Here is a 15,958-nt window from a genome sequence, read left to right as displayed (position 1 = left end):
GCTGTACGAACGCTGAGGGCAGCGGCTGAGCTCCGCTGTCCTCACCGCCCCTCCTCGCCGAAACCGGCACTAATGACGTGTCGAAACCGGCACTTGTAACGTGTCGAAACCGGCACTAATGACGGCGGTCGGTCACTCGACGGCGTCGTTCTCGCCGAGATGCTGGCGCAGGGAGTGCAGAGACTCGATGAGCACCGGCAGGTCGCGTCGAGCGGTTTCGACCACGATGGTGGGGTCAACCTCCAGGTAGCCGTGTGCGATGCGATTACGCATTCCTCTGAGAACAGACCATTCGCCTCGGCTCGCCTGATCGCGAAGACGGGGTGGGAGCGAGCCGAGTGCCTCAATACCAGCTGCTAGTCGAAGCGATATCGCATCGAGCGTCATCGGGTCGGTGAGATCGTGCTGCGCATAGACCTGCGCGAGTTCGAGGTGGTGGAGCGCTTCGTCAATGATTTCGAACGGCGTACGGCTGGTTGGAGTCATAGGGGGATCGCCTCTTGGAGTACCCGTTCGCGCATATACGGGGCTAGGGCGGAGTCGGGGACGATGTCGACTTCTACCCCCAGGATGTTCTCAAGGTCCGCTTCGAGCCGTGCCAGATCCATGAGGCTCATGGGGCGGTTCATGCGAAAGAGCAAGTCGATGTCCGAGCCTTCGTGCTCTGTGCCGGTGGCAACCGATCCGAAGACCCTGATGTGGGAGCCCCCGGCTTCTTTGACACGCTTGATGACTTCGCTCCGGCTTGCGCGTAAGCGGCGTGCAAGCGGAGTCGTGCCATGAAAACGGAGGAGGCGTGACACCTCAGGCTGAGAACGACCGATACGGTCGGCGATCTCGGCCTGCGTCATGCCCTCCTGGTGAGCTGTGCGCACAGCGGAGACAAGACGGGTACGGGCCTCGCGTACGGTCTTGTCGGCTTCTTGCGCGATCGCCTTGAGGTCCAGAACATCAGCTGGCTTTGCCGCCATATAGCAAATGATATACGAGACTGGGTGATGGTTCCTCTACCTCTTCAGTCGTCGCTGGCGCGAAGCTTGGCGCGCAGGCCCTCCCAGTAGGCCAGGCGCTCGCGGATACGGCGCTCATGGCCGTGATCGGTGGGCTCGTAAAGGCGCTCGCGCTGCTCGCGCGGGGGCAGTCCCTCCGGCATGTAATCGGCGCCGGAGAAGCCCTCGGGGGTGTCCGGATCGTACTGGTAGCCCTCGCCGTAGCCGAGCTCCTGCATAAGCCGGGTGGGCGCGTTGAGAATATGCGCCGGCGGCATGAGTGAGCCGGTGCGCCGTGCCAACTTCATCGCCCGACCCAGCCCGCGATAGACGGCGATCGACTTCGGCGCAGTCGCCAGGTACACCACCGCCTGCGCAATGGCGAGCTCACCCTCCGGGGACCCCAGCCGCTCGTAGGTATCCCACGCTGCCAGAGTCATCTGCAGGGCGCCGGGGTCGGCCATACCAACATCTTCGGAGGCGAAGCGCACCAGTCGGCGCGCGATGTACAGCGGGTCCTCCCCGCCGGCGAGCATGCGCGCCAGCCAGTACAGGGCGGCGTCCGGGTCGGAACCGCGCATCGACTTGTGCAGCGCGGAGATGAGGTTGTAGTGCTCCTCGGAGGACTTGTCATACAGGGGTGCCCGAGAGGTCACGATCGCCGTGAGCGCTTCCTCGTCGATGTCGGTGGGTGTCGTCGTGGCGGAGACGGTGGAGGCAGTGGAATCTAAGTAGCCCAGCACCTGCTCGACCATGCCCAACAGGTAGCGACCGTCGCCGTCGGCCATGGCCAGGAGTGCGCGGCGGGCGTTGTCGGCCAGCGGCAGCGTGCGCCCGACCAACGCCTCGGCGCGGGCGAGCAGCTCGGCCAGGGCGTCGTCGTCGAGCCGGTGCAGCACCAGCACCTGGCAGCGGGACAGCAATGCCCCGTTGAGTTCGAAGCTGGGGTTTTCGGTGGTCGCCCCGATGAGCACCACGGTGCCGTCCTCCACGTAGGGCAGGAAGGAGTCCTGCTGAGCGCGGTTGAACCGGTGGATCTCGTCGACGAACAGCAGCGTGCCCTGGCCGACCTCGCGGCGCCGCGAGGCGGCGGCGAAGACCTTGCGCAGGTCGGCCACGCCGGAGAAGGTGGCGGAGACCTGCTCGAAGATCAGCCCCGTGCGGTCGGCGAGCAGGCGGGCGATGGTCGTCTTCCCGCAGCCGGGCGGGCCCCACAGGATGATCGAGGTGAGGCGTCCGGCGGCCACCATCCGCCCCAGCGGGGCGTCCGCGGCCAGTAGGTGGTCCTGGCCGACGACGTCGTCCAGCGAGCGGGGCCGCAGCCGGTCCGCTAGTGGGCGCGAGGGATCGTCGACGATCGGGCCGCCGGCGTCGGCCGCGGCGTCGAACAGTGAAGGCGCGTCCTGCGGGCTCATGGCACCAGGCTACGGGGCCAGCCCGATGCTGGGCACATCCACCGTGGCGGCAACGCCCGGGTGGCGACCCGGCGGTGCCAGGTCCGCGGGGGCAGGGTCCGAGTCGGCTCGTATCTGCCGTTACGGGTGCGCGCGTGGCGGGGGCATTTCTGAGGGGCGAGAGCGGCTCGTTTGTCCCGTGAGGGCGGCCCGCTTGCCTGCGGCGAAAAAATAGATATCATATTGCTAGCCGTCGCGGGAGTCGGGAGGCACTCGCCTCCGCTGCGGCGGCTCGAATCGGAGGTCAATATGTCCGCGACGCCCCGCATCCCTGCCGCTCAGCAGGAGCCCTCTGCCGTCAAGGGCAGGGTTGATATCGAGGAGCGGCCTGCCGCCTGCAAGGGGTCCGGCATCGCCTTCCTGGTGCTGCTCCTACTCCTGGCGCTCTTCGGTGCCTCCCTCGCCATGTTCATCATGGGTGCCATTGCTGCGGACCGGGGCGAGCCTGCTGGTGCTCCGCTCATAGTCGCGGGCTGCGTGGGGATTCTGCTGGCGATCGTGCTATGCACCTCCTTCACCATCGTCGCCCCCGGTCAGACCAGCGTGCGCCAGTTCTTCGGCCGGTACATCGGCACCGTGCGCCGCGCCGGCCTAGCGCTCGTGCCGCCGCTGTCATCCGGCAAGAAGGTATCCATCAAGGTCCACAACTTCGAGACCAACGAAATCAAGGTCAACGACCTGGACGGCAACCCCGTCGAGATCGCCGCCATCGTCGTCTGGCAGGTGGCCGACACGGCCCGTGCGGTCTTCGCCGTTGAGGAGTACGAGGAGTTCATCAAGGCGCAGGCGGAGTCGGCGCTGCGGCACGTGGCCACCACCCACCCCTACGACGAGCCCGGCCCCGGCGAGACCTCCCTGCGCGGCGGCACCGACCTGGTCTCCGCCGAGCTCGCGGAGGAGGTCGCCGCCCGGGTGGCGATCGCCGGGCTGGAGATCATCGAGGTGCGCATCTCCTCGCTCGCCTACGCCCCGGAGATCGCCCAGGCGATGCTCCAGCGGCAGCAGGCCGGAGCCGTCATCGCCGCCCGGGAACAGATCGTCGAGGGCGCCGTCACCATGGTGGACCAGGCGCTCAAGCGCCTAGAAGACAATGACATCGTCTCCATGGACGACGAGCGCCGCGCCCAGATGGTCTCCAACCTGCTGGTGGTGCTGTGCTCCGACCAGCGCACGCAGCCCGTCGTCAACACCGGCTCTCTGTACGCCTGAGGCTCACCGGCTCGGATACGGAGAGTGCCGATGACGGGCGGCGGGCGCAAGCAGGTTCTGCTTCGGCTGGACCCGGCGGTCCACGCGGCCATCGCCAAGTGGGCCGCCGACGACCTGCGCTCGGTCAATGCGCAGATCGAAATCATCCTGCGCCGCGCACTCGACGACGCCGGCCGGGGCGTCAAGGCCGCCCCCATGCGGGGCAGGGGCCGGCCCCGGAAGGAAGGCGACGACGGCGAGGGCGATGCCGGGTGAGCCTCGAGGTCCGGGTGACGCGTGCCCGAGAGGACAGGGGGCGCGCGCCCTGGGGATTCGGGGTGGTACACGTTCGGGAGAAGAGCGAAAACCGCAATGATTGAGCGGTGAAACAAAAAGGCGTACTGTCTCCCGGTCAGATCATCCATACCCTTCAGGACTGCCATGCCCGACAAGGGACTGGGCGTTTACGCCTCTCTTCTTCGCACCCCGCACATCGCCCGCTCGGTTGCCTTCGGCGTGCTGGGTGAGTTCCCCTACCCCTTTCTGGGAATGGGGCTGCTCATCGGTATCCGCGACGGCTACGGCTCCTACACCTTGGCAGGAACCGTTTCCGCTGTGATGGCCGTGGTCTCGGCTGTCGCTGGCCCCACCATCGGACGTCTCATCGACATCTACGGGCAAAAACGCGCCGGAGTACCCATCGCGATATTCTGGATCACCTCCATTAGCGCCATGAGTGCGGCGCTGCACTTTCATGCACCGGCCTGGGTTGTCGTCGGGTGCGCGGTCATGCTCGGGATCAACTGTCCCTGCAACTCCATGATGCGGGCGCGCTGGCGCTACGCCCTGGCGGACCAGCCCTGGCGGCTGGGGTCCATGCTGTCGCTGACCAGCATCCTCGAGGAAATGATGTGGATGGTCGGCAATCCACTAGCCACGGTCCTGGCCACGAGCGTGGCCCTGCTCGCCCCCATGGCCGCGGCCGTGCTATTCGTGCTGATCGGTGTGTGCTCCTTCGTCATGGATGTGGCCATCCAGCCGAAGCCTCGCGGTTCGCGCCGCGGTCTGGCCGGCCGGCCCGCCGAGCGCGCGGACGACGCTGCCCCCGGTGCTGCTGCCACCGCGGCCAGTGACGCACCCGTTCCTGCTGCGGCCGCTCCCGCGGGTGCCGCTGCCCCTGTCGCGGCGAAAGAGCCGCTGTTGTCGCGGGCGCTGGTCAGTCTCTTCGCCGTCAACATCTGCTACGGGGCCTTCCAGTCGACCACGAGCATCGCCATCGTGTCCTTGGCGGACGAACTCGGGCAACCGGGACGGGCCGGCACGGTTATCGCCTGCTTCTCGGCTGCGTCCATGATCTCAGCGCTCGCCTACGGGGCCCGCATCTGGGCCTCCCCGTTGTGGATCCGGTTCTACGTAGGACTTGGGGCGCTCGCCTTGGGGTGCTCGGCGCTGCTGCTGGTGCACACGCTGCCTGCGGCGGCCATCGTCATGTTCGTTGCGGGGCTGGCGTAGGCGCCGACGATCGTCAATCTCAACCAGCTGATCATGGAGATGACGCCCGCTTCGCGGTTTACCGAGGGCATGACACTCGCCGGCGCCATGTGGGTGGTCGGGCAGGCAACCAGTAACCTCATTGCCGGACGACTGGTTGACGCGATGGGGTCCCGCGGGGCGTTCCTGACCATCGTCGCCTTCGCCGCGTCCGCATTGAGTATCGGCCTTGTAGCGATGACGCCGATCCGCCGTGCCACCACCGGCCAGCGCATCCCGCCCGAGGTTTTGCGTGGCAGCGCCGACCCGGCCTAGGCAGGTCAGCCCACCAGGCACTCGGAATCGCCGCGCGGCCTCCGGGCTCGCTGCGATGATGCCGAGCTGCGTGATGCGACCGGCCCGGGCGCGTCACGTGTGCCGGTTTCGGTGAAGGTGGGCGGCCAGATAACGGGCGGTGACGCTGGTGGCCCCGCTACCGATGCCGTCGGTGCCGCTGCTGCCGACACCGGTGCTACTGCCCGGGTGCTTGTGCTCCTCAACGTCGGCGACGAGTTGGGCGGGGGTGCCCGCGGCGACGACGCGGCCGCCGGCCTCGCCGCCGCCCGGGCCCATATCGATGACCCAGTCGGCGTTGGCGATCATGTCCAGGTCATGCTCGATGACCACGACGCTCGCCCCGCGCTCCACGAGCCGGTCGAGCACGCCCAGCAGCACGCGCACATCGAGCGGGTGCAGGCCGATGCTCGGCTCGTCGAGCACGAACACCGTGCCGTGCTGGTCGCGACCGAGGTCGGCGGACAGCTTCAGCCGCTGCGCCTCACCGCCCGACAGCGCCGTCGTCGTCTCACCGAGGGTGAGGTAGCCCAAGCCGAGCTCGACGAGTAGCTGCAGGCGCCGGTGCACGGCGGGTAGGTCGGCGCAGGCCTCGGCCGCCTGCTCCACCGTGAGGGCGAGCAGGTCGGGCAGCGACAGGGCGTCGTCGTCGCCACCGCCCCGGGGTATGCGGCGGATCTCGCGGGCCCGCTCGCCGTAGCGGGAGCCGCCGCACTGCGGGCAGACAATCTCGACGTCGGGCAGGAACTGCACGTCCAGGACGATCTGGCCGGTGCCGTCGCAGTGTTCGCAGCGCAGCGAGCCGGTGTTGTAGGAGAAGTCGCCGGCCTTGAGCCCGGCCTCGCGGGCCTGCGGGAGCCGGCCGTAGACGCGCCGCAGCTCGTCCATCGCCCCGGAGTAGGTGGCAACGGTCGAACGGACGTTCGTGCCGATCGGGGAGGCGTCGACGACGACCACCCGGTTCGCCTCCGCGGTCTCGATCGAGGTGGCCGGGGCGGGCAGGGGTGCGTCGTCGGCCAGTGCGCGCAGGGCGGGGACGAGGGACTCCAGGACGAGCGTCGTCTTACCGGAGCCGGACACGCCGGTGATGGCGGTGAGCCGCTGCTCGGGGATGGCGACGTCGAGGGCATGCACCGTGTGGATGGGTGCGGTTTCCAGGCGGATCGCGCCGTGGGTGAAGACCTCCTCCGTCTCGGCGCGCTCGCGGCAGCCGACCTCCGCCTGGCCGGTGATGAACGGGGCGATCCGGCTGGCCGGGTCCGTCACCGCCTGCGCCACCGGTGCGCTCACCACGATCTCGCCGCCCTCGCGGCCCGAGCCGGGGCCGATCTCGAGCAGCCAGTCCGCCTGCCGCAGCAGCGCCACGTCGTGATCCACCACCAGCACCGAGTTGCCGTCGGCCAGCAGGTCGCGCACGACGCCGATCAGACCGTCGAGGTTGGCGGGGTGCAGGCCGATGCTCGGCTCGTCGAGCACGTAGAGCACCCCGGTGGTGCGGTTGCGGACGGCCCGCGCCAACTGGACGCGCTGGCGTTCGCCGGTGGACAGGGTGGACGCGGCCCGGTCCAGGCTGAGGTAGTCCAGGCCCAGGTCGAGCAGGCGGCGGGCGGTGACGGTGAGTTCGTCGACGATCTGGTGGGCCATGGCGACCAGCTCGCCGGGCATGGTGTCCGGAATGCCGGCCACCCACTCCACCAGCTCTCCAAGCGGGAGCCGGCACGCCTCATCCAGGCCGATGCCGCGCACCTTCGTGGAGCGCACCGCCGCGGACAGGCGGGAGCCGTTGCAGTCCGGGCAGACGGCCTCGTGCAGGAACTTCTCCACCCGCTTCATGCCGCGCTCGTCCTTCACCTTGGACAGCGCGTTCTCCACGGTGTACACCGCGCTGTAGTAGGTGAAGTCCATCTCCGCGGCCACGCCGGTCTTGTCATTGACGTAGAGGATGTGCTTCTTCTCGGCGGGGCCGTGAAACACGATCTCCCGCTCCTGCTCGGTCAGCTCGCGGAAGGGGACATCGGTGCGCACGCCCATCTCGCGGGCCACGTCCTTCATGAGCGACCACATGAGGTTCTGCCAGGGGGCGACGGCGCCCTCATCGATGGACAGCGACTCGTCGGGCACCAGGGATGCTTCATCCACGGTGCGCACGACGCCCGTGCCCTCGCAGCGGGGGCAGGCGCCTTCGGAGTTGAAGGCCATCATCTCGGCGCCCGGACCGTAGAACTCGACGCCGCAGGTGGTGCAGACGGTGGGGATCTCGAGGGCGACGTCGGTGCTGGGCGCGTTGGGGTGACCGTTCGGGCAGCAGTGTGAGCCCAGGCGCGAGTAGGCCAGGCGCAGCGAGTTGAGGATCTCGGTGGAGGTGCCGAAGGTGGAGCGCACGCCCGGCACGGGTGGACGCTGGTGCAGGGCGAGCGCGGCGGGGACGTGGAGGACCTCGTCGACGTCGGGTCGGGCCGCCTGGGTCAGGCGCCGGCGCGTGTAGGTGGACAGCGACTCCAGATAGCGGCGGGCGCCCTCGGCGTAGAGCACCCCCAGGGCCAGGGAGGATTTGCCCGACCCGGACACGCCCGCCACCGTCACCAGCTTCCCGAGCGGTACTTCGACGTCGAGGTTCTTGAGGTTGTGCACGCGGGCGCCGCGCACGGAAATGGCGGTGGGGGCATCAGATAGAGGCATGGGCTCAGCCTAGGCGGTGCTACCGACACGAATAGATTCACGACGGCACGGGCTCCCGTGCGCGTTGGCGGCGCTCTTCTCGTGCCACCGGGGGTGCTCCTGCGTTTTCCGACCTTGGGGTACGTTTCACGACCACCCCGGGGTCGTGAAACGTACCCCGGGGTCGTAAATCGTCTTCGTAGTCGTGCGGCAGGCACGTTGGCGAGCGGTGCCGATGCAGATATTGGTGCTGGTGTTGATAGCGGTGCTGGTGTTGATAGCGGTGCTGGTGTTGATAGCGGTGCTGGTGTCGACGTCGGTGCTGTCGTGGGTGTCGACGCCGGTGCCCGGCACCGTCCGGCCCCTCTTGTCACCGAAACCGGCACTAATGACGTACCGAAACCGGCACTTGTAACGTGCCGAAACCGGTCGATATGACGAGGCGGGTGCTGCTGCGGCTCGACGATCGTGGCACCCGGAGCGTCGACTGTCTGTGTGGGTGCTTGTTGGTTGTTCTTGATGCGGTGTGGCAGTCACTGCTGGGGCCTGCGGTGGGGCCGGCCGGGTGTGTGCTGGCGGGTGGTGGGCGAGTATGACCCTTGTGACCTGAGGCCTCGGTTCTGTGCGGGGGTTTCGGGCGCAAAGGGTCGTACTCGACCCCGATACGGAAGACCCTGCCCCCGTCACCGACGGCCCAGCCGTTGGCGTCCCGCTCATCGGCGTCCCGGCCGGGCGTGCCGGCGCACGACGACCCGAGCCCGCGCCCTCAGTGTCGACGCACGCCGGCCGCCACAACCACATCGACCGGTCTGGGCACGTCATTAGTGCCGGTCTCGGTACGTTACAAGTGCCGGTTTGGGCACGTTACAAGTGCCGGTTTCGGTGAGAGGGGACGGCCACCGGCATCCGCACCGGCGCCGACACCCGCACCGCCCGCACCGCCCGGAGCCTGCCCGCACCGCCCGGAGCCTGTCCGCACTGGCTGAAGTGTGCGGCCGCATCTAGGCGGGCCATCTGCGGCACGCATGCGGAGCGCCCCGTGTCTTAAGGCAGCGGCGGGACTTCCAGGGTGAGACCGGCTGTGCGCTGGCGGTAGTCCGCCACAATCTGCGCGATGGTGATGCGCTGCATCTGCGCCTCGGCCGCCTCTTGGATGCGGTCGTAGTGTTCCTGGAGGGCGAGCTGGATGTTGACGCCCGCACCGCAGTGCGGATTGGTGTGGGTGTCCAGGTGGAGTAGCGGCGCGGTGCCGTCCATGGCGCGATAGACGTCCAGCAGGGTAATCGCCTCGGGAGGCTGAGCGAGCGCTGGGCGGGCATGTCCGGGAACCGAGGTGAGCAGGCTGGCGCGGCGCAGTCGCGTCATGATCTGGCGCACGGCGGCCGGATTGGTGGCCAGGGATGTGGCAATCGCGGTGGAGCGCAGATCGCCGCGCGGGTCGAGGTGGATATAGATCAGCACGTGGACGGCGTCGGCTAAGCGGGTGGAGTGCTTCATCCGAATCTCCTCGGCAATCGCAACGAGCTATGGGGCGGTGTAGACGACGGCGCCGCGGGGCAGCGCATGGGCCGGGCCACTGCGGCGAACGCCTCACTTGACAGGTTCAGCTTACCGGCTAGGCTGTAATTTAGAAAGTTACAGCCAAGAATGATGTCCACGCCTACAGGAGGACCCATGAGTTTTCGCAGCTATAGCCTGGAAAACGACAACCCTGGACTGGCTGACCCCGATGGGAACGGAGCCCGCCACCTCGCTGAGGCAATCCAGCGCGCCGACGCGATCCTGATCGGCGCCGCCTCCGGCCTGTCCGCCGCGGCCGGATTCCGCCACTACTACGACGCCGATGCTGGTTTCCTCGCACACTTCGGAGACCTGCAGGCCAAGCACGGCTACAACTCGAGCTTTGACGGCCTCTATCACCGATACGCCAACCACCGTGAGCGCTGGGCATTCATAGCGCGCATCGTCATGACCGTTGTCGACGCCCCGACGGGCGCCCCCTACCTCGACCTTGGCGCCATTGTCGAGGGCCGCACCTACCACGCGCTCACCACCAACCAGGACACCCAGTTCGAGCATGTTGTACCGGCAGAACGGATCAGTGCGATCCAGGGTGACTGGCGCTTCTTCCAGTGCAGTCGCCCCTGCCACGACGGGCTGTACGACGCCGTCGAGCCCTCCCGTCTCATCGTTGAAGCACTCGATCAGAACCTGGAGTGTCCGGAGGATCTGATTCCCCGCTGCCCGCGCTGCGGTGCCGAGATGGAACCGTGGGTGCGCTCGCCTGTCTTCCTCGAAGGCGCCAAGTACGCCGACGAGTACCGCAAGGTCAACGAGTTCATCGCTGCCCACCAGAACGAGCGCCTGCTGTTCCTCGAGGTAGGGGTCGGGCGCATGACGCCGATGTTCATCCAGGAACCGTTCTGGAACCTCACCTACCAGCTGCCCCGGTCCCGCTATCTCACCCTCAACCCGCGTCACGCTCGCATTCCGGCGGCTCTGGGGGAGCGCGGCGACGCAATCGTCGCCGACGCCGCCGCCGTCATCGGTGGAGCGCGGCGCATTCTCACCGGCCAGGAACCTGCGGACACTCCCGCCGACATCATCACCGGCCGCTGGGGTTTCGCCGCAGCCCACCCCGCATTCGCGCCGACCACCGACCCGGCCGTCGGCGTACCCGCCTGACATCGCGAGAAGGAGAACAGTCTCATGGTTGCAAACGAGGGCTCGCCTCTCACGCAGTCCAACCCGGCGGCCCCATCCGCTCCGGCAACCGCCGCGATGCCAGCGGGCTGGGCCGGGGCCGCGCCGCGGCGTCAACCGGATCCAGAGGCGGTTGCCACCGCGGCCCACTACCTCTCCCAAGCCGACGCCGTCCTGCTCGGGGCCTCCAATGGCCTGTCCATAGCCGAGGGACTGCACCTGTTCGCCCATAACGACGCCTTCGAGGAGGTGCTGGGGGACATTGCTCGCCCCTACGGCATTGGAAACATCCTGCAAGCCTGTGCGTTCCCCTGGCCGACGCCGGAGGAGTATTGGGGCTTCTGGGGGCGTCTGACCGGGCACTACATGCTCGGCTACACCGCCACACCGGTCATGCAGGACCTGCGCGCCATCGTCGGGCAGCGACCAGCCTTCGTGCTCACCACCAACGCCGAAGGCCACTTCGAGTTGGCGGGATTTGCCGACGACCAAGTCTATGAATTAGAGGGCTCCTGGCGGCGGATGCAGTGCGCGACCGGATGCCACGACACTCTCTACCCGTCCGGGGACGTGCTGACCGCCCTGGCCGCGGCGGAGCAGAACGGGCGCGTGCCGCGCGAGCTTGTACCCACCTGCCCGCGCTGTGGCGGTTCGATGGCGATGCAGACGGTCCTCAATGAGCCGTTCATCCCCGATGCCGCCGGCCGTGAGGCCCTCGGCCGCTTCCTCGCAGCGCACACGGGCGCGCAGGGAAGGGCGGCGAACTCGCGTCTGGCCGTCCTCGAGCTCGGCATTGGTCCGCGCAACCAGCTCATCAAGGCGCCGCTCATGGAACTCGTGGCGGCGGAGCCGTCGGCCCGATATGTCACGATCAACCTTGGCCAGCTGTTCGTTCCCCCGCAGATCGCCTCCCGCTCTGCCGCGATCGACTCGGGGGTGACCGAGGCACTCGCCGCCGTGCGCGCGGCCATGAACGCCTGACATCTGCCGGTCACCGGCCCTGGCATACTCGAGGCGCTGCCGGCCGCTCACCCACTCGCTAGCATGAGGGGGTCTTGCTCCGGCTGCCGCCCCGCCGACGACGGCCGATCCCACCGTTACGCAGAAGCCGCCGATGTCTGAGCTCATGCCCGCCGCCTTCGCGCCCGCCACCCGCGCCTGGTTCAATGCGGCCTTCCCCGCCGGGCCGACACCCGTGCAGCGCCGCGCCTGGGAGACGATCGGCCGCGGCGAGAACGCCCTGGTCATCGCCCCCACCGGCTCGGGTAAAACCCTGGCCGCCTTCTTGTCCGCCATTGACACCCTCACCCGTCGCCCGCCGGAGGTGGCCCCAGCGGCCGGGGCACGACGGCGGAGGCGGGCGCGACGCGGCGGCGAGACGGCGCCCCGCAGCGACGCGGCGCCCCGCGGCGGCGAGACGGTGCCCGACAACTCCGCCGCCCGCGGCGTGCGGGTCTTGTACATCTCCCCGCTCAAGGCCCTGGGCGCCGACGTCGAGCGCAACCTGCGTCGTCCCCTGGCCGGAATCATCGCCGCCGCCGACGCGCTCGGCCAGCCGCCCGCACCCATCACGGTGGGCATGCGCACCGGCGACACCACCCCGGCCGAGCGCCGCCGCCTGCGCACCCGCCCGCCCGACATCCTCATCACCACCCCCGAGTCGCTCTACCTCATGCTCACCTCCGCGGCGCGCGAGACGCTGCGCACCGTGGAGACCGTCATCGTCGACGAGATCCACTCCTTCGCCGGGCAGAAGCGCGGCACCCACCTGGCCCTCTCACTGGAGCGGCTGGACGACCTATTGCCCCGCCCCGCCCAACGCATCGGCCTGTCCGCGACGGTCCGCCCGCCCGAGGAGATCGCCCGCTTCCTCGGTGGCCCCCATCCCGTCACCATCATTGCGCCCGACGACGCCCGTACCGCCCCCGAGGTGAGCGTCGCCGTGCCTGTGGCGGACATGGCCCGCGTCCCGGCTACGCTCGACCGCCACGAGCGTGCCCTGCGGGGTGCGCCCGGCCGTGGGGGCAAGGGCCGAGGGGCAGGAGCAGCAGGAGCGGGCGCGGGTCGGAGCGGTTCGGCACGGGCCAGCGGCAGTCGCCCGGACGGCGCGACCGCCGCCGGCGGCAGGAGCGGCCGACAGGTCTGGCGCAGCGACCGGACCCTGCGGGCCGCCATGGCCGGCGGGGCGCCGCCGGAGGTTCCCACTCGCATGACCGCCTCCATCTGGCCGCACATTGAGCACGCGGTCCTGGAACAGGTGCTCGCCCACCGCACCACCGTCGTCTTCGTCAACTCCCGTGGCCTGTGCGAGCGCCTGACCGCCCGCCTCAACGAGGCCTACGCCGCCCGCCTCGCGCATGCTGACGCCGGTGGCGACGTCGACAACGACGCTGATGCAGACATTGGCGGCGCCGGAAGCGGCCCCACAACCGACGCCGCGGCCGAGCCCGCCTACCCCATGCACCGCGAATCCTGGGCAATGGGGGACGCCCACTACGCCGACGCCCCGGCGCCGGGGACACCCGTCATCGCCAAGGCCCACCACGGCTCGGTTTCCAAGGAGCAGCGCCGCGTGGTCGAGCAGGAGCTGAAATCCGGCGCGCTGCGCTGCGTGGTGGCCACCGCCTCCCTCGAGCTCGGCATCGATATGGGCTCCATCGACCTGGTGCTGCAGGTGGCCCCACCGCCGTCGGTGGCCAGCGGCCTGCAGCGCGTGGGCCGCGCCAACCACCGGGTCGGCGGCCGCCCCCAGGGGATCATCTACCCCATTGAGCGCCACCAGTTGGTGGACGCCGTCGTCGTCGCCGAGGGCATGCGCACCGGCGCCATCGAACGCACCGCCCTGGTCCCCAATGCGCTCGACGTGCTCGCCCAGCAGACCGTCGCCGCCATCGCCGTCGAGGACCGCACCGCCGACGACTGGTACGCCACCGTCACTCGCGCCACCCCCTACGCCGACCTGCCCCGCTCCGCCTTCGACTCCGTGCTGGGGCTGCTCGCCGGCGGCTACACCTCCGCCGACCTCACCGACCTCGCCCCGCGGATCGTCTGGGACCGTGACACCGGCGCTCTCACCGCCCGCCCCGGCGCCCAGCGGCTCGCCGTCGCCTCCGCCGGCACCATCCCCGACCGCGGCCTCTTCCCCGTGGTGCTGCCCGACGGCGACACCACCGCCGGGCGGCGGCGCGTGGGGGAGCTGGATGAGGAGATGGTCAATGAGTCCAGCGTCGGTGACGTCATCACCCTGGGCACCTCGAGCTGGCGCATCCGGGAAATCGGTGCCGATCGGGTCGTCGTTGACCCCGCCCCCGGCCGCAGCGCCCGCCTGCCCTTCTGGCGCGGGGAGGGTGCCGGCCGCCCCGCCGCCACCGGTGCCGCCAAGGGCGCCTTTCTGCGCGAGGCGGCCGATCTGCTCGGCGACGGCGGCTTCGGTGACCCGCCGCAGCCGGAGCTGACCGCGCACCTGGAGCGGGCCGGCCTGGACGCGGGCGCCCAGGCCAACCTGGTGTCCCTGCTGCGCGAGCAGCGCTGTGCCACCGGCGTCGTCCCCAGCGACGCCAACGTAGTCATCGAGCGCTGCCGGGATGAGGACGGCGGCCTCCGGCTCATTGTCCACAGTCCGCTGGGGCGGCGCGTGCACGAGCCCTGGGCCATGGCCATCAAGGAGCGCGTGCACCGGGTCATGGGCTTCGATCCGCAGATCGTCACCGCCGACGACGGCCTGGTGCTGCAGGTTCCGGCCACCGAGCGCCCGCCGGGGGCGGAGATGTTCATCTTCGACCCCGCCGAGCTTGAGCAGATGGTGCGCGCACGCGTGGGGGAGACCGCGGTGTTCGCCGCACGCTTCCGCGAATGCGCCGCCCGCGCCCTGCTCCTGCCCGGATCGCGGCCCGGGCATCGCACGCCCCTGTGGCTTCAACGTCTCAAGGCCGGTCAGCTCCTGGAGGCGTCCCGGCGTCTTCCCGGTTTCCCGGTGTCGGTGGAGGCGGCCCGTGAATGCCTGCAGGACGTGTGGGACCTGCCCGCGGCGCGCGACCTCATGGAGCGTCTGACCACCGGTGCCACCCGCGTCGTCGTGGCCGACACGCAGGTGCCCTCCCCCTTCGCCGGGCCCCTGCTGTTCGGCTACACCAGCGCCTTCCTCTACCAGCAGGACCTGCCGCACGCCGAACGGCAGGCGCAGCTGCTGGCCCTGGACGCCGACGCCGTCGCCGAGCTTGTGGGGCGAACGGACGGGGCCGACCTGCTCGACGCGGAGGTGATGGCGCAGGTGGAAGCCGAGCTGCAGCGCTTGGCGGAGGGTCGGCGGGCGCGGGCCGACGCCGAGGGTGTGGCCGACCTGCTGCGTGAACTGGGGCCGCTGACCGTGAAGGAGCTGGCGGCCCGCTGCCGGGTCGACGACGCCGCGCCAACCGAGGCGACGTCGGACCGGGCTCTGGGCGAGTTCGCGGCCGGGATGCCGCGGGGCGGGCGGGCGGAGGGCGAGCCGGTTTCGGATGGCAGCGTCGACGACGGGGCAGACGCCGAGGCCGGGAGCACCGCTGTGCGCGCGGGACTCGTGGCGCTGGAACGGGCGCGGCGGGCATTCCCCGTACGCGTGGGGGAGCGTGCCTGCTGGGCGCGCGCGGAGGACGGGCCCACCCTGCACCTCGCCCTGGGGAGCGATATGCCTGACTGGGCCGGGCGAGGCGAGCGGGAGCCCACACAGTCGCTCCTCGCGTCGCGACCACCACTGCACGAGCTGGTGCTGCGCCACGTCCGCACACATGCCGCGGTCACCGTCCACGAGGTGGCGCAGGCCTTCGGTCTGGGCGCGTCCGTGGCGGCCACCGCCCTGGAGCAGCTGCGCGACGACGGCGAACTTGTGCGCCTGGGTGGGCAGGACGAGGCGCGGTGGATGGCGTCCGGTGTCTTCACCCGAGTGCGTAACCGTTCGCTGGCCAAAGCGCGGGCTGCCGTCGAGCCGGTGCCCCAGGCCGCCTTCCAGCGGCTCGTCCTGGAGCGTGCCGGGATCGTTGGCGCTGGCGCAGCGGGCGATTCCGGCACGTCGCCGCGCGGTGCGGCGGCTCGCGTCGGCGAAGACGACCGCGCCACCGGTGTCGGCGGGGACGGGCACGGGCCCGGCGCTCATGCGGTCCGCCG

Annotated in this window: 13 protein-coding genes; 7 read left to right on the top strand and 6 right to left on the bottom strand. The window is 69.8% G+C overall.

The features are described from left to right. Positions 1-132: 132 nt before the first annotated feature. From RWX45_RS05540 to RWX45_RS05530, 3 genes are read right to left on the bottom strand one after another with little or no spacing between them, the layout of a single operon-like run. Positions 133-486, bottom strand: coding sequence for a DUF86 domain-containing protein (locus RWX45_RS05540; RefSeq protein WP_316022769.1), 354 nt, complete (start codon positions 484-486; stop codon positions 133-135). Continuing rightward, entirely contained in the window at positions 483-971 is a 489-nt protein-coding gene (locus RWX45_RS05535; protein ID WP_316022768.1) for a nucleotidyltransferase domain-containing protein, read from the bottom strand. Before RWX45_RS05535 ends, RWX45_RS05540 begins: the two co-directional genes overlap by 4 nt. Positions 972-1,015: 44 nt before the next feature. Continuing rightward, the gene (locus RWX45_RS05530) at positions 1,016-2,404 is read right to left on the bottom strand and encodes a replication-associated recombination protein A (RefSeq protein ID WP_316022767.1); all 1,389 of its coding nucleotides are present in this window, start codon (positions 2,402-2,404) and stop codon (positions 1,016-1,018) included. Positions 2,405-2,692: 288 nt separating this feature from the next. On the opposite strand from RWX45_RS05530, the gene RWX45_RS05525 reads away from it, so the two are divergent. The 4 genes from RWX45_RS05525 to RWX45_RS05510 all read left to right on the top strand — a co-directional run bounded on the left by RWX45_RS05525 (position 2,693) and on the right by RWX45_RS05510 (position 5,437). Next, entirely contained in the window at positions 2,693-3,652 is a 960-nt protein-coding gene (locus RWX45_RS05525; protein ID WP_316022766.1) for an SPFH domain-containing protein, read from the top strand. Between the two features lie 30 nt (positions 3,653-3,682). Continuing rightward, on the top strand, positions 3,683-3,907 hold the full coding sequence (locus RWX45_RS05520) for a hypothetical protein (protein WP_316022765.1): 225 nt from the start codon (positions 3,683-3,685) through the stop codon (positions 3,905-3,907). A 165-nt stretch (positions 3,908-4,072) separates the two neighbouring features. Then, positions 4,073-5,143 carry an MFS transporter gene (locus RWX45_RS05515; RefSeq protein WP_316022764.1) on the top strand — a complete coding sequence of 357 codons (1,071 nt, stop codon included), beginning with the start codon at positions 4,073-4,075 and terminating at the stop codon, positions 5,141-5,143. 69 nt (positions 5,144-5,212) lie between these two features. Then, complete coding sequence (locus tag RWX45_RS05510; RefSeq protein WP_316022763.1) at positions 5,213-5,437, top strand: hypothetical protein; 225 nt, start codon at positions 5,213-5,215, stop codon at positions 5,435-5,437. A gap of 93 nt (positions 5,438-5,530) precedes the next feature. On the opposite strand, the gene RWX45_RS05505 is transcribed toward RWX45_RS05510, so the two are convergent. The 3 genes from RWX45_RS05505 to RWX45_RS05495 all read right to left on the bottom strand — a co-directional run bounded on the left by RWX45_RS05505 (position 5,531) and on the right by RWX45_RS05495 (position 9,610). Beyond that, a complete protein-coding gene (locus tag RWX45_RS05505) occupies positions 5,531-8,134 on the bottom strand; it encodes an excinuclease ABC subunit UvrA (protein ID WP_316022762.1) in 2,604 nt (867 codons plus the stop codon). A 126-nt stretch (positions 8,135-8,260) separates the two neighbouring features. Continuing rightward, complete coding sequence (locus RWX45_RS05500) at positions 8,261-8,467, bottom strand: hypothetical protein (protein ID WP_316022761.1); 207 nt, start codon at positions 8,465-8,467, stop codon at positions 8,261-8,263. 690 nt (positions 8,468-9,157) lie between these two features. Beyond that, positions 9,158-9,610 (bottom strand): Rrf2 family transcriptional regulator, encoded by a 453-nt coding sequence (locus tag RWX45_RS05495; RefSeq protein ID WP_316022760.1) that lies wholly within the window; start codon positions 9,608-9,610, stop codon positions 9,158-9,160. A 177-nt stretch (positions 9,611-9,787) separates the two neighbouring features. Here RWX45_RS05495 and RWX45_RS05490 point away from each other — a divergent pair, with 177 nt between their 5' ends. The 3 genes from RWX45_RS05490 to RWX45_RS05480 all read left to right on the top strand — a co-directional run. Beyond that, positions 9,788-10,798 (top strand): hypothetical protein, encoded by a 1,011-nt coding sequence (locus tag RWX45_RS05490; RefSeq protein ID WP_316022759.1) that lies wholly within the window; start codon positions 9,788-9,790, stop codon positions 10,796-10,798. 24 nt (positions 10,799-10,822) lie between these two features. Further along, complete coding sequence (locus tag RWX45_RS05485) at positions 10,823-11,797, top strand: hypothetical protein (protein WP_316022758.1); 975 nt, start codon at positions 10,823-10,825, stop codon at positions 11,795-11,797. Positions 11,798-11,930: 133 nt separating this feature from the next. After that, a partial coding sequence (locus RWX45_RS05480) for a DEAD/DEAH box helicase (RefSeq protein WP_316022757.1) occupies positions 11,931-15,958 on the top strand: 4,028 nt, incomplete at its 3' end.

The sequence above is a fragment of the Actinomyces sp. MRS3W genome, from assembly GCF_032465695.1.
Lineage (GTDB): Bacteria > Actinomycetota > Actinomycetes > Actinomycetales > Actinomycetaceae > Actinomyces.
This window is presented reverse-complemented; position numbering and strand designations above follow the sequence as displayed.

Excerpts from the sequence above, each read along its gene's own strand:
- RWX45_RS05540 (WP_316022769.1), bottom strand. The coding sequence starts at position 486 with ATGACTCCAACCAGCCGTACGCCGTTCGAAATCATTGACGAAGCGCTC.
- RWX45_RS05535 (WP_316022768.1), bottom strand. The coding sequence starts at position 971 with ATGGCGGCAAAGCCAGCTGATGTTCTGGACCTCAAGGCGATCGCGCAA.
- RWX45_RS05530 (WP_316022767.1), bottom strand. The coding sequence starts at position 2,404 with ATGAGCCCGCAGGACGCGCCTTCACTGTTCGACGCCGCGGCCGACGCC.
- RWX45_RS05525 (WP_316022766.1), top strand. The coding sequence starts at position 2,693 with ATGTCCGCGACGCCCCGCATCCCTGCCGCTCAGCAGGAGCCCTCTGCC.
- RWX45_RS05520 (WP_316022765.1), top strand. The coding sequence starts at position 3,683 with ATGACGGGCGGCGGGCGCAAGCAGGTTCTGCTTCGGCTGGACCCGGCG.
- RWX45_RS05515 (WP_316022764.1), top strand. The coding sequence starts at position 4,073 with ATGCCCGACAAGGGACTGGGCGTTTACGCCTCTCTTCTTCGCACCCCG.
- RWX45_RS05510 (WP_316022763.1), top strand. The coding sequence starts at position 5,213 with ATGACACTCGCCGGCGCCATGTGGGTGGTCGGGCAGGCAACCAGTAAC.
- RWX45_RS05505 (WP_316022762.1), bottom strand. The coding sequence starts at position 8,134 with ATGCCTCTATCTGATGCCCCCACCGCCATTTCCGTGCGCGGCGCCCGC.
- RWX45_RS05495 (WP_316022760.1), bottom strand. The coding sequence starts at position 9,610 with ATGAAGCACTCCACCCGCTTAGCCGACGCCGTCCACGTGCTGATCTAT.
- RWX45_RS05490 (WP_316022759.1), top strand. The coding sequence starts at position 9,788 with ATGAGTTTTCGCAGCTATAGCCTGGAAAACGACAACCCTGGACTGGCT.
- RWX45_RS05485 (WP_316022758.1), top strand. The coding sequence starts at position 10,823 with ATGGTTGCAAACGAGGGCTCGCCTCTCACGCAGTCCAACCCGGCGGCC.